The 15,714-nt window shown below is 53.4% G+C and carries 14 protein-coding genes; 12 read left to right on the top strand and 2 right to left on the bottom strand.

Going from position 1 to position 15,714, the window contains the following annotated elements; genetic code table 11:
- Window positions 1–12 precede the first annotated feature (12 nt).
- The 9 genes from RB298_RS31475 to RB298_RS31435 all read left to right on the top strand — a co-directional run bounded on the left by RB298_RS31475 (window position 13) and on the right by RB298_RS31435 (window position 9,619).
- Window positions 13–213, top strand: coding sequence for a hypothetical protein (locus tag RB298_RS31475; protein WP_009593141.1), 201 nt, complete (start codon window positions 13–15; stop codon window positions 211–213).
- Between the two features lie 5 nt (window positions 214–218).
- A complete protein-coding gene (locus RB298_RS31470) occupies window positions 219–545 on the top strand; it encodes a DUF4176 domain-containing protein (RefSeq protein ID WP_192571381.1) in 327 nt (108 codons plus the stop codon).
- 201 nt (window positions 546–746) lie between these two features.
- Window positions 747–2,816 (top strand): bifunctional rhamnulose-1-phosphate aldolase/short-chain dehydrogenase, encoded by a 2,070-nt coding sequence (locus tag RB298_RS31465; RefSeq protein ID WP_015736144.1) that lies wholly within the window; start codon window positions 747–749, stop codon window positions 2,814–2,816.
- 108 nt (window positions 2,817–2,924) lie between these two features.
- A complete protein-coding gene (rhaA, locus tag RB298_RS31460) occupies window positions 2,925–4,190 on the top strand; it encodes an L-rhamnose isomerase (protein WP_192571382.1) in 1,266 nt (421 codons plus the stop codon).
- A 71-nt stretch (window positions 4,191–4,261) separates the two neighbouring features.
- Window positions 4,262–5,731 (top strand): rhamnulokinase, encoded by a 1,470-nt coding sequence (locus RB298_RS31455; protein WP_213579112.1) that lies wholly within the window; start codon window positions 4,262–4,264, stop codon window positions 5,729–5,731.
- 30 nt (window positions 5,732–5,761) lie between these two features.
- Window positions 5,762–6,538: a DeoR/GlpR family DNA-binding transcription regulator gene (locus RB298_RS31450; RefSeq protein WP_096774604.1), complete on the top strand. Its 777-nt coding sequence runs from the start codon at window positions 5,762–5,764 to the stop codon at window positions 6,536–6,538.
- A gap of 103 nt (window positions 6,539–6,641) precedes the next feature.
- Complete coding sequence (locus tag RB298_RS31445) at window positions 6,642–7,379, top strand: (Fe-S)-binding protein (protein WP_486050254.1); 738 nt, start codon at window positions 6,642–6,644, stop codon at window positions 7,377–7,379.
- Window positions 7,366–8,886, top strand: coding sequence for a LutB/LldF family L-lactate oxidation iron-sulfur protein (locus RB298_RS31440; protein WP_015736139.1), 1,521 nt, complete (start codon window positions 7,366–7,368; stop codon window positions 8,884–8,886). The genes RB298_RS31445 and RB298_RS31440 overlap by 14 nt, the downstream gene beginning before the upstream one ends.
- Entirely contained in the window at window positions 8,879–9,619 is a 741-nt protein-coding gene (locus tag RB298_RS31435) for a LutC/YkgG family protein (protein ID WP_096774603.1), read from the top strand. Before RB298_RS31440 ends, RB298_RS31435 begins: the two co-directional genes overlap by 8 nt.
- A gap of 190 nt (window positions 9,620–9,809) precedes the next feature.
- Here the strand turns inward: RB298_RS31435 and RB298_RS31430 are convergent, their stop codons facing one another.
- Window positions 9,810–10,664 (bottom strand): SDR family oxidoreductase, encoded by an 855-nt coding sequence (locus RB298_RS31430; protein ID WP_090908383.1) that lies wholly within the window; start codon window positions 10,662–10,664, stop codon window positions 9,810–9,812.
- 365 nt (window positions 10,665–11,029) lie between these two features.
- On the opposite strand from RB298_RS31430, the gene RB298_RS31425 reads away from it, so the two are divergent.
- Both RB298_RS31425 and RB298_RS31420 read left to right on the top strand, forming a co-directional pair.
- On the top strand, window positions 11,030–12,553 hold the full coding sequence (locus RB298_RS31425) for a UDP-N-acetylmuramoyl-L-alanyl-D-glutamate--2,6-diaminopimelate ligase (RefSeq protein WP_486050251.1): 1,524 nt from the start codon (window positions 11,030–11,032) through the stop codon (window positions 12,551–12,553).
- 18 nt (window positions 12,554–12,571) lie between these two features.
- Complete coding sequence (locus RB298_RS31420) at window positions 12,572–13,660, top strand: PQQ-dependent sugar dehydrogenase (RefSeq protein ID WP_486050250.1); 1,089 nt, start codon at window positions 12,572–12,574, stop codon at window positions 13,658–13,660.
- A gap of 222 nt (window positions 13,661–13,882) precedes the next feature.
- Here the strand turns inward: RB298_RS31420 and RB298_RS31415 are convergent, their stop codons facing one another.
- Window positions 13,883–14,530, bottom strand: a complete 648-nt coding sequence (locus RB298_RS31415) for a helix-turn-helix transcriptional regulator (RefSeq protein WP_486050248.1) — start codon at window positions 14,528–14,530, stop codon at window positions 13,883–13,885.
- Window positions 14,531–14,823: 293 nt separating this feature from the next.
- Between RB298_RS31415 and RB298_RS31410 the strand changes: the two genes are divergently transcribed.
- Window positions 14,824–15,060 carry a ferredoxin family protein gene (locus tag RB298_RS31410; RefSeq protein ID WP_009592106.1) on the top strand — a complete coding sequence of 79 codons (237 nt, stop codon included), beginning with the start codon at window positions 14,824–14,826 and terminating at the stop codon, window positions 15,058–15,060.
- Window positions 15,061–15,714 lie beyond the last annotated feature (654 nt).

Genomic DNA, 15,714 nt, shown 5'->3' with positions numbered 1-15,714 from the left:
GGCGCACAGCCGATGAGCGACAGACAAAAACGGTTCAAATACATAATGGTGATTATTGCTATTGTCGGCGTTCTGGGCACGGTGATTCCCAATCTGCTGGACACGAGTTACGCGGCAGCGGAAAAAGCCGTCATCTGCCTATCCTTTCTTATTGGCGTACCACTCGTAGTGTCGATTGTTTATTGGATCGGTAAAAAAATAATGAAGGGTTGATCAACATGGAACAGCATGAGCAAACGGAGCAGAAGCTGCTGCCAATCGGATCTGTCGTCAAGTTCAAGGATTGGGACCAGACGCTGATGATCTATGGCCGAATGCAGAACGATTCCAAGACGCTAAAGCGTTGGGATTACGTTGCCTGCTTCTATCCTCACGGAAATCTGACCGCGGATTCCAACATCTTTTTCAACCATAAGGACATCTCGGAAATCGTATTCACGGGTTACGTCAACGAGGATGAAATTGCATTCCGTGATGCATTGTTGGAAGGAATTGCGAAAGCGGATCAAATGGCGGCCGCGGGCTCCGGCTCGGACCATTCATAAATCAAATATAGCAGCTCGGTTCGTAAAGCAGCTCTGACAAGAGCTGTTTTTTTGTTTGTACGGGAGTTGCATTGAAAACCAAACAAACAAATACAATATCTTCGTTTATTTTTGAAAATACGCTATTCAAAAATAAACGGGCGTGTTAATATGGGAAACAAATGAAAGCAAATTCATATGGTCAATCGGAGGGGAAGCTTCATGGTTCAGAGCTTATGGGAACAATCAAAGGCACAGCAGGCACAAAATACATTGGATGAGCTTGTCTATCGCTCGAATTTGATTGGTGCCGACCGGCGCGTATGCAACTGGGGCGGCGGCAACACATCCAGTAAAACAACGATTCAGGATTTTCGCGGCAACGACGTCGAGGTGATGTACGTAAAAGGCAGCGGATCCGATCTGGCCACCATGAAAGCGGGCAATTTCACAGGCTTGCGCATGGAGGATATCCGGCCGCTGTTCGAACGAGATTCGATGTCGGATGAGGAGATGGTGGCATATCTGGGACATTGCATGGTAGATGCGAAGCACCCGCGCGCTTCTATTGAAACGCTGCTGCACGCGTTCTTGCCGTTTCGGCATGTGGACCATACGCATCCGGATGCCATTATCAGCTTGTGCTGCGCCCATAACGGCAAAGAATTAGCCCGGGAAATTTTCGGCGACCGATTCGTGTGGGTTCCATATGTCCGCCCTGGCTTTACGCTGTCGAAGATGATCGCGGAAGGGGTGCTGGCTAATCCGAACGCCGAGCTTGTGCTCATGGAGAAGCACGGCCTTGTAACCTGGGGCGACACCTCGGAAGCTTGTTACGCACAGACGATTCGCATCATAAGTGAAGCGGAAGCCTTCATTGAGGCCCGAGTGAACAACGACAAGCTGTTCGGCGGCCGGAAGCATGCGCCGCTTGCCGCGGAAATCCGCCGGAGCATCGCTGCGGAAGTGATGCCTGCCGTACGCGGAGCCGTCAGCGACGCGAAGAAAATGATCCTGTCCTTCGATGATCAAGACGATGTGCTGGACTTCGTCGGCGGCATCGATTCGCCGAAGCTGTCCCAAGTAGGCGCCGCTTGTCCGGATCACCTGGTTCATACCAAGGTTGTTCCCCTCTTCATCGATTGGACGCCGAACGCTGAAGATATCGAAGGCCTTAAAGCAAAGCTCATCGAGGGCATTGCGGCATACAAAGCGCAGTATCAAGCCTATTTTGAACGCAACCATCATGAAGGCGACGTCATGTTCGAAGCGGCTCCGCGCGTCATCCTGATTCCCGGAATCGGAATGATCAACACCGGCAAGAGCTGGGCGATGTCGCAAGTCAGCGGCGCCCTGTATCATCGGGCAATCGCGGTCATGCGCGGCGCAACGGCGCTCGGCGACTTCGTATCCCTGAGCGAGAACGAATCCTACAACGTGGAGTATTGGCCGCTCGAGCTGTATAAATTGAGCCTTGCGCCGGCCGAAGCGGAGTTTTCGCGGCAGATTGCTTTTATCACCGGGGGAGCCGGGGGGATCGGCAGTGCCGCGGCGCGCAGGCTGGTAGCCGAAGGAGCCCATGTCGTGCTGGCGGACCTAAATCTCGAAGGCGCGCAGCAGGTTGCCGAGGAAATCAATGCAAAGTACGGGGAGAATCGGGCATTTGCTGTTAAAATGGACGTAACCGACGAAGAGGCCGTGCAGCGCGCCTATCGCGAAACCTCCGTAACTTATGGCGGTGTCGATATTATCGTGAACAATGCGGGCCTAGCAACGTCCAGCCCGTTTGACGAGACGTCTCTAAAGGAATGGAACCTGAACATGAACGTGCTGGGCACAGGTTATTTCCTCGTGGCCAGAGAAGCCTTCTCCTTGATGAAGGTACAGGGTATTGGCGGGAGCATGGTGTTTATCGGATCGAAGAACTCCGTTTATGCCGGAAAAAATGTGACCGCATACAGCTCAGCGAAAGCGCTCGAGGCGCATTTGGCCCGCTGCATCGCTGCCGAGGGCGGGGAATACGGCATCCGAGTGAATACGATCCTGCCTGACGCGATATTGCAAGGCTCTGCGATCTGGAACTCGAACTGGAGAAACGAGCGGGCTGCAGCCTACGGGATCGAACCGGATCAGCTGGAAGAGCACTATCGGAAACGCACGACACTGCTCGTGAACATCTATCCGCAGGACATTGCCGAAGGCATTGCATACTTTGCTTCGTCCAAATCATCGAAGACGACCGGCTGTATGCTGACGATTGACGGGGGAGTACCGGCAGCGTTTACTCGATAATCGAAAGAATGAGTAACCAACCTAACGCAAGGAATCAAGAATTCTTATTAAGATGGGGCGCTGGGTTGATTCAACCCGGCTGTCCTCATTCATATGGGAGGATATGCGATGAGGCAGGACGTTGCAAGGAACTTTGAGGAAGCTAAACAGCTCTATGGACAGCATGGCATCGATGTGGACCAAATCTTGACGGAACTTGAGCGCATCAAAATCTCCATCCATTGCTGGCAGGGAGATGATGTTCGCGGATTCCTGTTCCGTGATCAGGACCTGTCCGGCGGCATCTCCGTGACCGGGGAATATCCCGGGGCAGCCGAAACGCCGGACCAGCTGAGGGCCGACCTGGAAAAAGCGTTGTCGCTCATTCCCGGATCCCACAAAGTGAATCTCCACGCGATTTATGCGGATACCGACGAGTCCGTTGATTTGGATCAGCTGGAGCCGAGGCACTTCCAGTCCTGGGTGGATTGGGCCAAGGAGCAGGGGATCGGACTCGATTTTAATCCCACCTGCTTTTCCCACGACAAGTCGAAGGACGGGTTTACGCTGAGTCATGCCGACCCGGCGATTCGTCAATTTTGGATTGAACATTGCAAGGCTTCGCGAAGAATCGGAGCTTATTTCGGTGAACAGCTGGGTCAGACCTGCGTGACGAATATTTGGGTTCCGGACGGTTACAAGGATATGCCGGTAGACCGAATGGCACCGAGACAGCGGCTGAAGGATTCGCTGGATGAGATTTTTGCCGAGGATATCAATCCGGAATGGAATTTGGATGCCGTCGAGAGCAAGCTGTTCGGGCTCGGCTCCGAAGCCTACGTTGTGGGCTCGCACGAGTTCTACATGGGGTATGGCATTCGGAACAACAAGCTGATCTGCCTGGATGCGGGTCATTTTCACCCAACCGAGAGCATTGCCGGCAAACTGTCGTCGCTCGCCCTTTTCACCGATGGACTACTCCTTCACGTCAGCCGGCCGATGCGCTGGGACAGCGACCATGTCGTCATCATGGACGATGAGCTGACCGAGATCGGACGCGAGCTGGTGCGCAATCAACTGCTGGATGTTACCCATATCGGACTGGATTTCTTCGATGCCAGCATTAACCGCATCGCTGCGTGGGTTATCGGAACCCGCAATACGATCAAGGCGCTGCTGCGCGCCAAGCTTGAACCGGTCGATCGGCTGAAGCAGGCTGAACTTGAAGGCGATTACACGACCCGCCTGGCGTTGACCGAAGAGTTTAAATCCTATCCGTTCGGAGCGGTCTGGGATTACTATTGCGAACGTTTGGGAGTGCCGGTCAGAGAAGAGTGGCTGTCCGAAGTGAAACAGTATGAACAGGACGTATTGCTGAAGCGTTCGCAAGCATGAGAAGAGATGGAATCGTCATCGGGTTCATGCCCGAACCGTTGATTATGATCTGACAAGGAGGCTGGGGAGCGTTGAGCGTTCTTGCATTTGATTTGGGAGCAAGCAGCGGCAGGGCGATGCTGGGCCAGCTGAACAGCCGCACCATCGGCGTGGAGGAAATTCACCGGTTCCCGAACGATCCCGTTCGAATCGGCGACCGCTTTCAATGGGATATCTTACGGATCTACCATGAGATGAAACAGGGCTTGCTCAAGCTGAAGGGGAAACATCGCTTGCCGTCGAGCATCGGCATTGATACCTGGGCGGTGGATTTCGGTCTCCTGGATCGGGGCGGGGAGCTGCTCATGAATCCGTATCATTATCGGGACACGCACACGGATGGCGTGATGGAACAGGTCTTCCGGGAGCTGACGCCTGGAGAAATTTTTGATCGGACGGGAATACAATTTCTCTCGTTCAATACGATGTACCAGCTTGCTTCGCTCCAACGGAAGAAACCCTATCTGCTTCAAGAGGCTGAGCGATTCTTAATGATCCCCGATTTGCTGCGCTACTTCTTGACGGGCGAGATGGCGAACGAATTCACGAATGCGACCACGACGCAGCTGTATAACCCGCACTCGGCCAGCTGGGATGATCATCTATTGAAATCAATGAAGATCCCTCATGGGTTATTTCATCCTGTGGTTCAACCCGGTACCCATATCGGGGGGTTAAGGCCAGCCGTAACCGAGGAACTGGGGCTTCCATCCATCCCGCTTTATGCGGTTGCAGAGCATGATACGGCTTCCGCCGTGGTTGCGGTTCCTGCATTGGAGCGGTCGTTCGCCTATTTGAGCTGCGGCACCTGGTCGTTGATGGGGACCGAGGTCGACCAGCCGGTCATTCATGAAAGGGCCCGTGAGCTGAACTTCACGAATGAAGGAGGCGCATACGGCACGTACCGGCTGCTCAAGAACATCATGGGGCTGTGGATCCTGCAGGAATGTCAGCGGACCTGGGGGCGGGAAGGGATGTCGTATTCGTATCCCGAATTGGTTCATATGGCGGAAGCGGCACCGGCATTTGCTTGCTTCATCGATCCGGACGATTCCATGTTCCTCCCTGCGGGAGACATGCCGAAACGGGTAAGGGAATATGCTGCCCGCACGAACCAGGGCGTTCCGCAGAACGAGGGCGCGCTTGTGCGCTGCATTATGGAAAGCTTGGCCATGCAATACCGATATGTGCTGGAGTTGACCGAGGAATTGTCCGGACGGAAATTTCAGGGCTTGCATATGGTAGGCGGTGGCATTCATAATGAAACATTATGCCAGTGGACGGCGAACGCCATTGGGAAGCCGGTATGGGCGGGGCCTGCGGAAGGCAGCGCCATCGGCAATATGGCCGTACAGTTCATTGCGCAGGGTGAGCTGTCCGATATATGGGAAGCGCGCGCAGTCATTAGGGAATCCTTCCCGGTCAAGACCTACGAGCCGCAGGATGCCCCCTTATGGGAGGAAGCTTACGGGGTGTTCGGTCAGCGGACCGGGAAGAGATAGAATATACGAACAGTAAGGATGGGCGGTATGATGCTGGTTGCAGAACGATATGAGAAAATAGTACAGTTGGTCAACGAAAGAGGGAGCATTCGAGTCTCCGAGCTGAGTCAGCTCTGCGGCGTAACGGAGGAAACGATTCGCCGCGACCTTGACAGGCTGGAGCAAGCAGGGCGCCTGCGCCGTTCCCACGGGGGAGCGGTTAGCGTGAAGGATCAACCGGAAATTCAGCGGTCTCAGCCGGAAATACCGTATGCTGAACGGGAAATCATGCATGCGCTGGAGAAGCAGCGAATCGCGGAGGAAGCGGTCAAGCGAATCCATCCGAACGACCGCATCCTGCTGGATGCAAGCTCAACCGCGTGGTACATGGCCAAGATCATACCGGACATTCCGATTACCGTGCTGACGAATTCGATTAAGGTGGCCGCTGAGCTGAGCACCAAGGAGCGCGTTCAGGTCATCTCGACGGGCGGGATCCTGGCTCATCGTTCCTTGTCCTTCGTCGGTCCGCTGGCGGAGCGTTCGCTGGAAGCTTACTACGTGGATAAAGCCTTCCTCTCCTGCAAGGGCGTGCACATGGACCGGGGCTTGAGCGAATCCAATGAGCTGCAGGCGAGAATCAAGCAAAAAATGATCGGGATGACGGATGAGACCATTCTGCTTGCCGATGCCAGCAAATTCGGCACGCAGGCTTTTGCGCAGGTCGCCGACCTCGCCGAAGTGAACCTGATCATCACCGACCGGAGATTGACGGAAGAGGAAGCGGCGCCTTATCGGGCGCTGGGTCTTCGAATCGAATCCGTATAGAGCAAGCTGCTGGATCATATCAAGATGGAATCCCCCCGTTCCGGGGGGTTCTTGCTAGAGGCCGACTCATCGGCCTATCCTGACGATTAGCGGGGTGAAGAGGTTGAAGATTTCATTGTTTGTCACTTGCCTCAGCGATGCCTTGTTCCCGCGGGTAGCTGAATCGATGGCAAGACTGCTGGCAAGGTACGGCGTGCAGCTGGAATTCCCGGAAATCCAGACCTGCTGCGGCCAACCTGCCTACAACAGCGGTTATTGGGAAGAGGCGCGCATCAGTGCCAGGACGATTTTGGACGCTTTTGACGACAGCGACTTTGTGGTGTCCCCTTCGGGGTCCTGCACGTATATGATTCATCATTATCCGGATTTGTTCAAGGACGATCTCGTTTACCTGGATAAAGCGAAAGCGCTTCAATCCAAATGCTATGAGTTTACGCAATTCCTCGTCGACGTGCTGGGCGTGACCGATGTTGGCGCCGTCTATCCGCGCAAGGTAACCTATCATCCTTCCTGCCACGGCAGCCGCCTGCTCGGGGTGAAGGACGAACCGATGAAACTGCTGAGTCACGTCAAAGGGCTGGAGCTCGTCCCCTTGCCGTTTGCCGAGGATTGCTGCGGGTTCGGGGGAACGTTTGCCGTGAAAATGGCGGATATTTCGGGCGCGATGGTAACGGAGAAAAGCGATCATGTGCTGGAAACCGAGGCGTCCGTGCTGGTGGGACTTGACATGGCCTGCCTCATGAACATTGCCGGCAATCTGCGTCACCGGGGCGAGAAGGTTCAGGTCAAGCATTTGGCCGAGCTTTTGTACGAGGGGGTGAGCGTGCATGAGCACAGCTGAGACGAAAGCGCAGACGGTGAAGGAGCGTGCAGGTTACGCTCTGAACAATGAATTTCTGCGCAACGCGGTGAAGTTTACGACAGAACGGCTGCGGCTTGGCAAAAAGCTGGCGTCGGAGGAGCATGGCAACTGGGATGCGTGGAGGGAACGGGGGCGCCAAATCCGGCTCCATACCATTGCGCATTTGGATTATTATTTGAATGAGTTTGCCGAGCAAGCCAGGGCGAACGGAGCGCATGTCCATTTTGCGGAGACGGCAGAAGAAGCGGTTGCGATCTCCCTGCAGATAGCGGAGCATAAGTCGGCCAAATCCGTCGTCAAATCGAAATCGATGGTGTCCGAGGAGCTGCACCTGAACAAGGCACTGGATTCCATCGGGGTAGAGGCCGTGGAAACGGATCTCGGCGAGTACATCATTCAGCTTGCGGATGAAACGCCATCCCATATTATTATTCCCGCCATCCACAAGAACCGTTATCAGATCGCAGAGCTGCTGTCCGCGGAGGCGGGAGAAGCGCTGCCGCCGGATACGGCGATTATGGCGGGTTTCGTCCGCATGAAGTTGCGAGAGAAATTTCTCGAAGCGGACATTGGCATGACGGGCTGTAATTTTGCCATCGCCGAGACGGGCTCTATGGTCCTGTTCGAGAATGAAGGCAATGCCCGGATGGTGACGACCGTGCCGAAGACGCAGATCACCCTAATGGGCATGGAGCGGATTATACCCTCATGGTCTGACCTCGAGGTGATGGCTACCTTGCTGCCGCGGTCCGCGACCGGCCAGAAACTGACGGTATACATGTCCGGCATCAGCGGGCCGAAGAGAGAGCTGGATGCCGACGGACCAGACGAAATGCATATTATCATTATTGATAACGGGCGCTCTCTCCAGCTCGGCGATCCGGAATTCCAGGAGCTGCTCAATTGCATACGATGTGGCGCCTGCCTGAATGCTTGTCCGGTATATCGTCATATTGGCGGGCACGCCTATGGAGGCACGTATAGCGGCCCAATCGGTGCCGTATTAACGCCGGCCTTGAACAAGAACGTCGCGGAATGGGACGATATCGCAAACGCATCCAGCCTGTGCGGCGCCTGTTATGAAGCATGCCCGGTCAAGATCCCGCTGCATGACATGCTGGTATCCTTGCGCCGCCGGAAGATTGAAGCCGGACGCGGCGATAAGCTGGAAGCGATGGGGATGAAAGGCTTCTCGGCGGTCATGGGTAATGCCAAGCGTTACCGCAGCGTGGTATCCCTCGGAAAATGGGGCCAGAAGCTGGTGGTGCGGGGCGGAGAGATCCGAACGAGAATCGGTCCTTTGAAGGGATGGAATTCGTACAGGGTGACCCCAAGCCTTCCCAAACATTCCTTCCGTGATCGATGGCCCGAGATGGAGCAGGATATTCGCAGAACCTCGGGGACCATGGATCCCGTAATCGCCGATCGGTTGAGCGAGCGGCTTCGGCAGCAGAAATCCGGGAAGGGGGAGAATGCGCATGACTAACGAAACCGATCGCGGCTGGTTAACCCGTCTAGAAGAACAATCCCGCAGGAAGCAGGAGCAGTTCATGGATGGGATCGCCGCGAAGCTGGGTAGAGATCGGATTCGCTCCGCTCCGGAGCACCCTTTCCGCGGTGCCCCGGATTTCTGGAAAGAATTTAATTGGCCGCTCGAGGAGAAAATTACGCAGTTTACCGCGAACTTTGAAGCAGCCGGAGGCCATGTGGTCAGACTGAGCCATCGCGAAGAGGTCACCCGGTTTATCAGGGATAAAGCGATGGAGATGAGCGCAGCTACGATTCTTCGTCAGCAGGAGGACGCGCTGGATCGACTGGGTCTGGAAGAGAGTCTGCCCGATGCGCTGGTTCTCTCCTGGAACGAAGCGGCGGACACGGATTGGAGGGCTGTCGCCGCCAGAGCCGACTTCGGCGTTGTCATGGCCGATTACGCTGCGGCCTACACCGGTTCGATTACGGTGAAGTCCGCCCCGCATAAGGGCCGTTCGGTCAGCCTGCTGCCGACCGTACTGATGGCTATCATTCCAATCGACAGAATGGTTACCCGATTAGGAGAGATTCTCGTACAGTTCGATCAGGCCGGACGTGAGCAGCTGCCAGCAGGAATCCATTTCATATCGGGTCCGAGCCGTTCCGCCGATATCGAGAACGATCTGACGATTGGCGTTCACGGACCCGGCATCGTATATGCCTTGCTGGTAGATTCCTACGAAGCATAATATGTAATCTTAAACGCAAGATGAGCCCCGAGCCGGGAGCAGTCCGTTGGATGCTCCCGGCTTGGGGCTCATTTAGATTATAGAAATACATAAGTTTTCAGAGAAACTGAAAATTCGATTCACACCTATTCCGCCTTCTGTTTCCGTCTTCGGTGAAAGTAGATGGAACGCTGCTTTTCTTGCGTATATGCTATTTGCCTTTGCGCGTCAGCTCGGCCAACCGATCCCACTGCTCATGGGTCACTTCGGCCAGCTCGTTGAACTGTCCTGCCCCCTGCAGCCATTCGCCGCCGTCGATGGTGATCACGTCGCCATTAATATAGCCGGCATAATCGGAAATCAGATAGGCGGCGAGATTAGCCAGCTCCTCAGCATCCCCAACGCGCTTGAGGGGGATGCGGTCGATCATTTTCTGCTCCAGTTCCGGCGTTGGGGATAATCTTGACCAGGCGCCTTCGGTTGGGAACGGACCCGGGGCGATGGCTACCTGGCGTATGCCGTATGGTGCCCATTCCACGGCCAGGGAGCGCGTCAGCGCAAGCACGCCTGCTTTGGCAGCCGCGGACGGGACCACGTAGCCAGAGCCCGTAGAAGCGTATGTGGTGACGATGTTGAGCATCGTTCCGCCTTTGCCTTGTTCGATCCAGCGTTTGCCGACCTCCAGGGTGGCATAGAAGGTGCCATGCAGCACGATGTTGAGCACGGCATCCACAGCCCGAGGAGAAAGGCGCTCCGTGGGGCTGATAAAGTTCCCGGCCGCATTGTTGACAAGCACATCAATGCCTCCGTAATGCTGCTCTGCCGCTTCAACAAGAGCCGAGATTTGCGCAGGGTCGCGAACATCGCAGCTTTTGTACCATACCTCGCAGCCCTTTTGCTTTAATTCCTCAGCGGTTTGCTGCAGCACTTCTTCCCGGCGTCCGCATATGGCGAGCTTGGCGCCCAGCAGCGCGAATTTCTCTCCCATGGCGCGCCCCAGGCCCGTGGCGCCTCCCGTAATCAAAACGACTTTATCGCGAAGCAAATCGTCGGTGAACGGTCCCATCGAAAGCTCCCCTTTCAGGCAGATATGGATTTTCGGATCCTTTGTCCGCGTTCTTTATAGAACAGGCTGCATACATTCAATGCTTATTTTCTTGCAACCGCTTACTTTAAGCGTAACATGGTTAACGAATCCAGTCACCACTTTGTTTGATCTGATATGGCGTAAGCGCATAAAGTGAACTCCTCCAAAGAAATCGGGCCGCAGCAGAACATAATCCCCTAATTCAGTTTCAGAAAGCCCTTGCTTGGTTAGGTTAATTAGAAATGCTGGTTAAAACGATACATAGTCGTAAATTCTACACCTTATACATCACGCTGCCACCTGACCCTGGGTATATGATTACATCACGAGATGAGGTACCAGACATGATTCTACAATCACTGACGGATCGGCTGATATTAAAAAAGATTACGGGCCGTACTTCCGTGGATATCACGAACCTGGAAACAGATTCAAGAGAAATCCGGCCGGGCGGCATGTTCGTATGCGTGCCGGGATTTCACGTGGACGGCCATGATTATGCCGAACAGGCGATACGGAATGGGGCTGTTGCCATCGTGGCCGAGCGGGAGCTTTCGGGACTGCCAGGAAACGTTACGCATATAACGGTGCCGGATACAAGAAGAATCCTGCCGATTCTCGCAAACGCTTTTTTTGGCGATCCTACGCGGCGATTGAAATTGATTGGAATTACCGGGACGAACGGCAAAACGACGACGACTCATATGGTAGATCAAATACTTAACGACGCCCGCCGCAAAACAGGGATCATCGGCACCTTGTATATGAAAATCGGAAATCATGTGGAGAAAACGCTGAATACGACGCCGGATACGATCCAGCTCATGCGTTATTTTCATACGATCATCTCGCATGAGGGTGAATACGGTGTTCTGGAGGTATCTTCGCACGGATTGGATATGGGAAGGGTGCGCGGATGCGATTTTCAGACGGTCGTCTTCACGAATTTATCGCATGATCATCTGGACTTCCATCAGACTATGGAGAGCTATCGCAATACGAAGGAGCTGCTGTTCGCCCAGCTGGGTAACAGTAACCGTGACATGCAGAAGAAGGCCGTCTTGAACGCAGACGATGCCGCATCCTCTTATTACGCAAAACGGACATCCGCACAAATCATAACCTATGGTATTCAGAATCAGGCGGACGTCCGGGCAACGCAAATTCATCACACAAGGGAAGGCTGCGCCTTTCATGCAGAAACGCCTTGGGGAAGCAGCGACGTTAATCTGAAGGTTCATGGAGCACACAATATATACAACGCGCTGGCTGCCATGACGACCTGTCTGCTGGAAGGGATACCGCTGGAAGAAATCCGCGAAAGTTTGGAGCAATTTGCAGGGGTTCATGGCCGGTTTCAAGAAATACAAACAGGACGCCGTTTTGGCGTGGTCGTCGATTATGCGCATAATCCGGACGGTCTTAAGGCAACCTTGCAATCCGCCAAGGCCATTACCTCAGGCAAAATGATATGCGTGATGGGCTGCCGGGGCGAGCGGGACCGCTCGAAACGGCCGATCATGGCCGATATTGCAGCCTCGTATTCGGATTATGTATTGTTCACGGCCGACAATCCGTTCTCGGAGGATCCGGAGCAGATCATGGCCGAGATGCTGGGCGGCTTAACGTCCCGCGAATCGGGGAACTGGGAGGTTGTCTTAGACCGTAAAGAAGCGATTCAACGCGCAGTGGAAATGGCCGGTGACGAGGACAGGATCATTATAACCGGACGAGGGCACGAAACCCGTTATGTTGCGGGCAGCCGGATCGAATCGTTTAGCGATGAGGATATCGTGATGAGTTCTTTGCAGGGCATAGGGCACGACATAGGGCAGGACATCCAGATGATGCACCGGAGCCTTGAATAAACCCGGGAGGTGCTGGATTTGAAACAAAAGATGTTCGGCATGATGTTTACAGCTGCGCTGCTGTTTCTTGCTGCATGTACAAGCCAGTCGTCCCCTTCGGCTGAAGAAGGAACGCAGGAGGAGCGGGGGGAGGCGGCTCCTGATTCTTCCTATCAGGTGCTTGCGGAGCAATTGAGAACGCCTTGGTCCATCGATTTTGACGGTGAGACGATTTATATCAGCGAGCGGGAAGGGAATATCGTTCAGATCAAGGACGGCACATTGAACAGACTATCGGTACATACCGAGAAGCCGGTTTCGCATCAAGGAGAAGGGGGATTTCTGGGCTTTGCGTTAGCGCCTGATTTTCGGGATTCCGGAAAAGCCTTCGCCTATCACACCTATGATCAGGGTGGAACGCTCTTGAACCGGCTGGTTCTGCTGGAGTTGAAGGGAAACCAATGGACGGAGTCCCAAGTTTTCCTTGAGTCCATCCCCGGCTCCAACGTGCATAATGGCGGCAGAATCGCGATCGGTCCCGATGAGATGCTCTATGTTACGACGGGAGATTCGGGCGAGGGCGAGCTTGCGCAAAATCAGGAGAACCTGGCAGGCAAAATATTGCGATTAACGCTGGACGGGAAAGTCCCGGCGGACAATCCGACGGCAGGTTCTTACGTCTATACGTTAGGGCATCGGAATTCGCAGGGCTTGGCCTGGAATTCGGATGGGGACTTTTACAGCTCGGAGCACGGGCCTTCCGGCACGCCGGGCGGACACGATGAGATTAATGAAATCACGGCAGGCAGCAACTACGGCTGGCCCGAAATTTATGGCGATGATACGTTGGAAGGCATGGAACTCCCGCTGTACCATAGCGGCGAAACGGCAATAGCTCCTTCCGGCATCGCATTTGACGAGCAGGACCGCTTGTACGTGGCGACCCTTCGGGGACAGAAGCTGTACCGGTTCCAGCCGGAGAAAACCGCGCTCGAGACCGTGCTGGAAGGCGAAGGCCGATTAAGAGACGTTAAGGTCCATAACGGCAAAACCTATGTCATTACCAACAATACCGATGGCCGGGGCGTGCCGTCCGATCAGGATGATCGACTGCTTGTACTGGAATAATTCCAAGAAACATACATGTCTCGTGATTCAAGAGAATAGGATAGGACAAGTGCTATAAGAAACACGTCTATCGACGTACTTTCTCAGAAGACAGACCGCATATAGCGGAAGTTTTTCTTGCGAGATAAGGTGGGTAAGCCTCTGAAGTTTATACTTTCTTATCTTTTGACAAAAAAGGGCCCCTTCCCGTATGGAAGGAGCCTGAAGTGGCAATAACAGATATTATGTTTGTTTGGCTTCGGCTTGCTTTCGGATCCGGTACACGCATTTCTTATCGCCTTTGGCAAGACATTCGGTACGTTCCACATCCGCTTCCAGCAAGGACTGAAACAGATCAAGCTCGCAGCGGCATGCATGCTGGTACCGGTTGGCTACCTGGGAGATCGGGCAGTTCAGTTCTTCAAGCACGTATTCTTCATCCGCGACTTTTTGGTAATCCACCATATATCCGTTGTCGTTCTGAATCTGGGCAAGGGCCGCGACCCGATCTTCGAGAGTCTCGGCTTTTACCGTCGGCGTGTACTTGTTCAGCAACGTGTCTTTGCGCTTGTCGAACAGCAAAGATATCATTTTGTCGCCGGCCTCGTCCTGGAGCTCGTTAAGCAGATCGAGGGCAAGCGAATGATAGTTCTTAGGGAAAAAATCCTCTGCAGATTCAGTAAGACTGTATAGGGACACGGGTCTTCCCATCGGCTGCTTCACGGTTCGATACGTGATGTACCCTTCATTCTTCAAGCTCTCCAGATGTCGACGGACGGCCATGCCCGTAATGCCCAGTGCCTCGGTAATGGATTTCGTGCTGAGTTCACCATTTATTTTCAACATTTGCATGATATACTCGCGGGTGCTGTATGCAACTTCTTGATCCACTATAATCACCGCCTTGTTTCTCGATGAATGCTTTCTTTTGCAACAAAAAAGGTTAAAAAGCAATATGTCTCATCTTATGTCTTTACCTTCTATAAGTCAACCGGAATGGCCGTTTTCAAGGCTATTCTCTCGCGGTTTGTTGACAACTGGCATGATTAACCACATAATTATGATATATTTTAGTATAAAAAGTATAGAAACCGAGCTGATGAATGAGTAATGGACTTTTCAAATGATAGCCCGGCGTTAGAATCTAGAAGATTCTTATTACACTTGGGAAGGTGGAATCACGGATGTATGTTATTGGCTCAGCTTGTATCGAAGAGAAGGCGGGAGAATGCGTAGACGTTTGCCCGGTGGATTGCATCGAAGAAGGGGACGACCAGTTCTATATCGACACCGATATATGCATTTCCTGCGGTGCCTGCGAAGCGGCGTGTCCGGTCGCGGCCATTTACTATTTTGAGGACCTGCCTGAGGACGAAAAGCATTATTTCGATAAAGCGGTGGAATATTACAAAAACAAGTAAGGCGCTCGGGCGCTCCGGTTTGAGTCAATCGGGCGCTCCGGTTTGAGTCTATCCGCTCTGTTGTCCGTCCGTTTCCGGAATGGAAATAGGCAAGGTAGAAACGGACTTCCAAAGGATCGGCTATCGGGCGCTCCGGTTTGAGTCTATCCGCTCTGTTGTCCGTCCGTTTCCGGAATGGAATAGGCAAGGTAGAAACGGACTCCCAAAGGATCGGCTATCCTCAAACCTCCGCTGGGGACTTAAAAGATTATAAGATTGAGGATTACAAGCGTTTAAATCTATAAGTTATGTGTATCAAATCAAAGCGGTTAAGATAAATTAGTCAAAATAGAGCGGTTTTAGCAGCCCTCATGCTTTGATCAAAATATGTATTCTCTATACATAAGCCATCCGGGATATTCGAGGGCCCCTCGAATTAATTTCTCGGGTGGTTTCATTCGTTTTAGGCTGATGAAACAAGGATGTCCCTAACAACCTGGGACAAAACCGAACATATCATAGATGTACTCCACTTATAGCCATTCGGGATGAAGAATGTTCCAATCATTCTTTTCTCGGGTGGCTTTATTATTGGGGTAAACGACGTTGTTACCTACATTTCAGGAAATTTTACGTCATGTTCATGTCATATTGTGCGTGATGGGCGGTCATCTG

Origin of the sequence: Priestia sp. BR_2 (genome assembly GCF_041954005.1) — a bacterium.
GTDB classification, from domain to species: Bacteria; Bacillota; Bacilli; order Paenibacillales; family Paenibacillaceae; genus Paenibacillus_AQ; species Paenibacillus_AQ lautus_A.
This window is presented reverse-complemented; position numbering and strand designations above follow the sequence as displayed.

Excerpts from the sequence above, each read along its gene's own strand:
- RB298_RS31475 (WP_009593141.1), top strand. The coding sequence starts at position 13 with ATGAGCGACAGACAAAAACGGTTCAAATACATAATGGTGATTATTGCT.
- RB298_RS31470 (WP_192571381.1), top strand. The coding sequence starts at position 219 with ATGGAACAGCATGAGCAAACGGAGCAGAAGCTGCTGCCAATCGGATCT.
- RB298_RS31465 (WP_015736144.1), top strand. The coding sequence starts at position 747 with ATGGTTCAGAGCTTATGGGAACAATCAAAGGCACAGCAGGCACAAAAT.
- rhaA (WP_192571382.1), top strand. The coding sequence starts at position 2,925 with ATGAGGCAGGACGTTGCAAGGAACTTTGAGGAAGCTAAACAGCTCTAT.
- RB298_RS31450 (WP_096774604.1), top strand. The coding sequence starts at position 5,762 with ATGCTGGTTGCAGAACGATATGAGAAAATAGTACAGTTGGTCAACGAA.
- RB298_RS31440 (WP_015736139.1), top strand. The coding sequence starts at position 7,366 with ATGAGCACAGCTGAGACGAAAGCGCAGACGGTGAAGGAGCGTGCAGGT.
- RB298_RS31435 (WP_096774603.1), top strand. The coding sequence starts at position 8,879 with ATGACTAACGAAACCGATCGCGGCTGGTTAACCCGTCTAGAAGAACAA.
- RB298_RS31430 (WP_090908383.1), bottom strand. The coding sequence starts at position 10,664 with ATGGGACCGTTCACCGACGATTTGCTTCGCGATAAAGTCGTTTTGATT.
- RB298_RS31425 (WP_486050251.1), top strand. The coding sequence starts at position 11,030 with ATGATTCTACAATCACTGACGGATCGGCTGATATTAAAAAAGATTACG.
- RB298_RS31410 (WP_009592106.1), top strand. The coding sequence starts at position 14,824 with ATGTATGTTATTGGCTCAGCTTGTATCGAAGAGAAGGCGGGAGAATGC.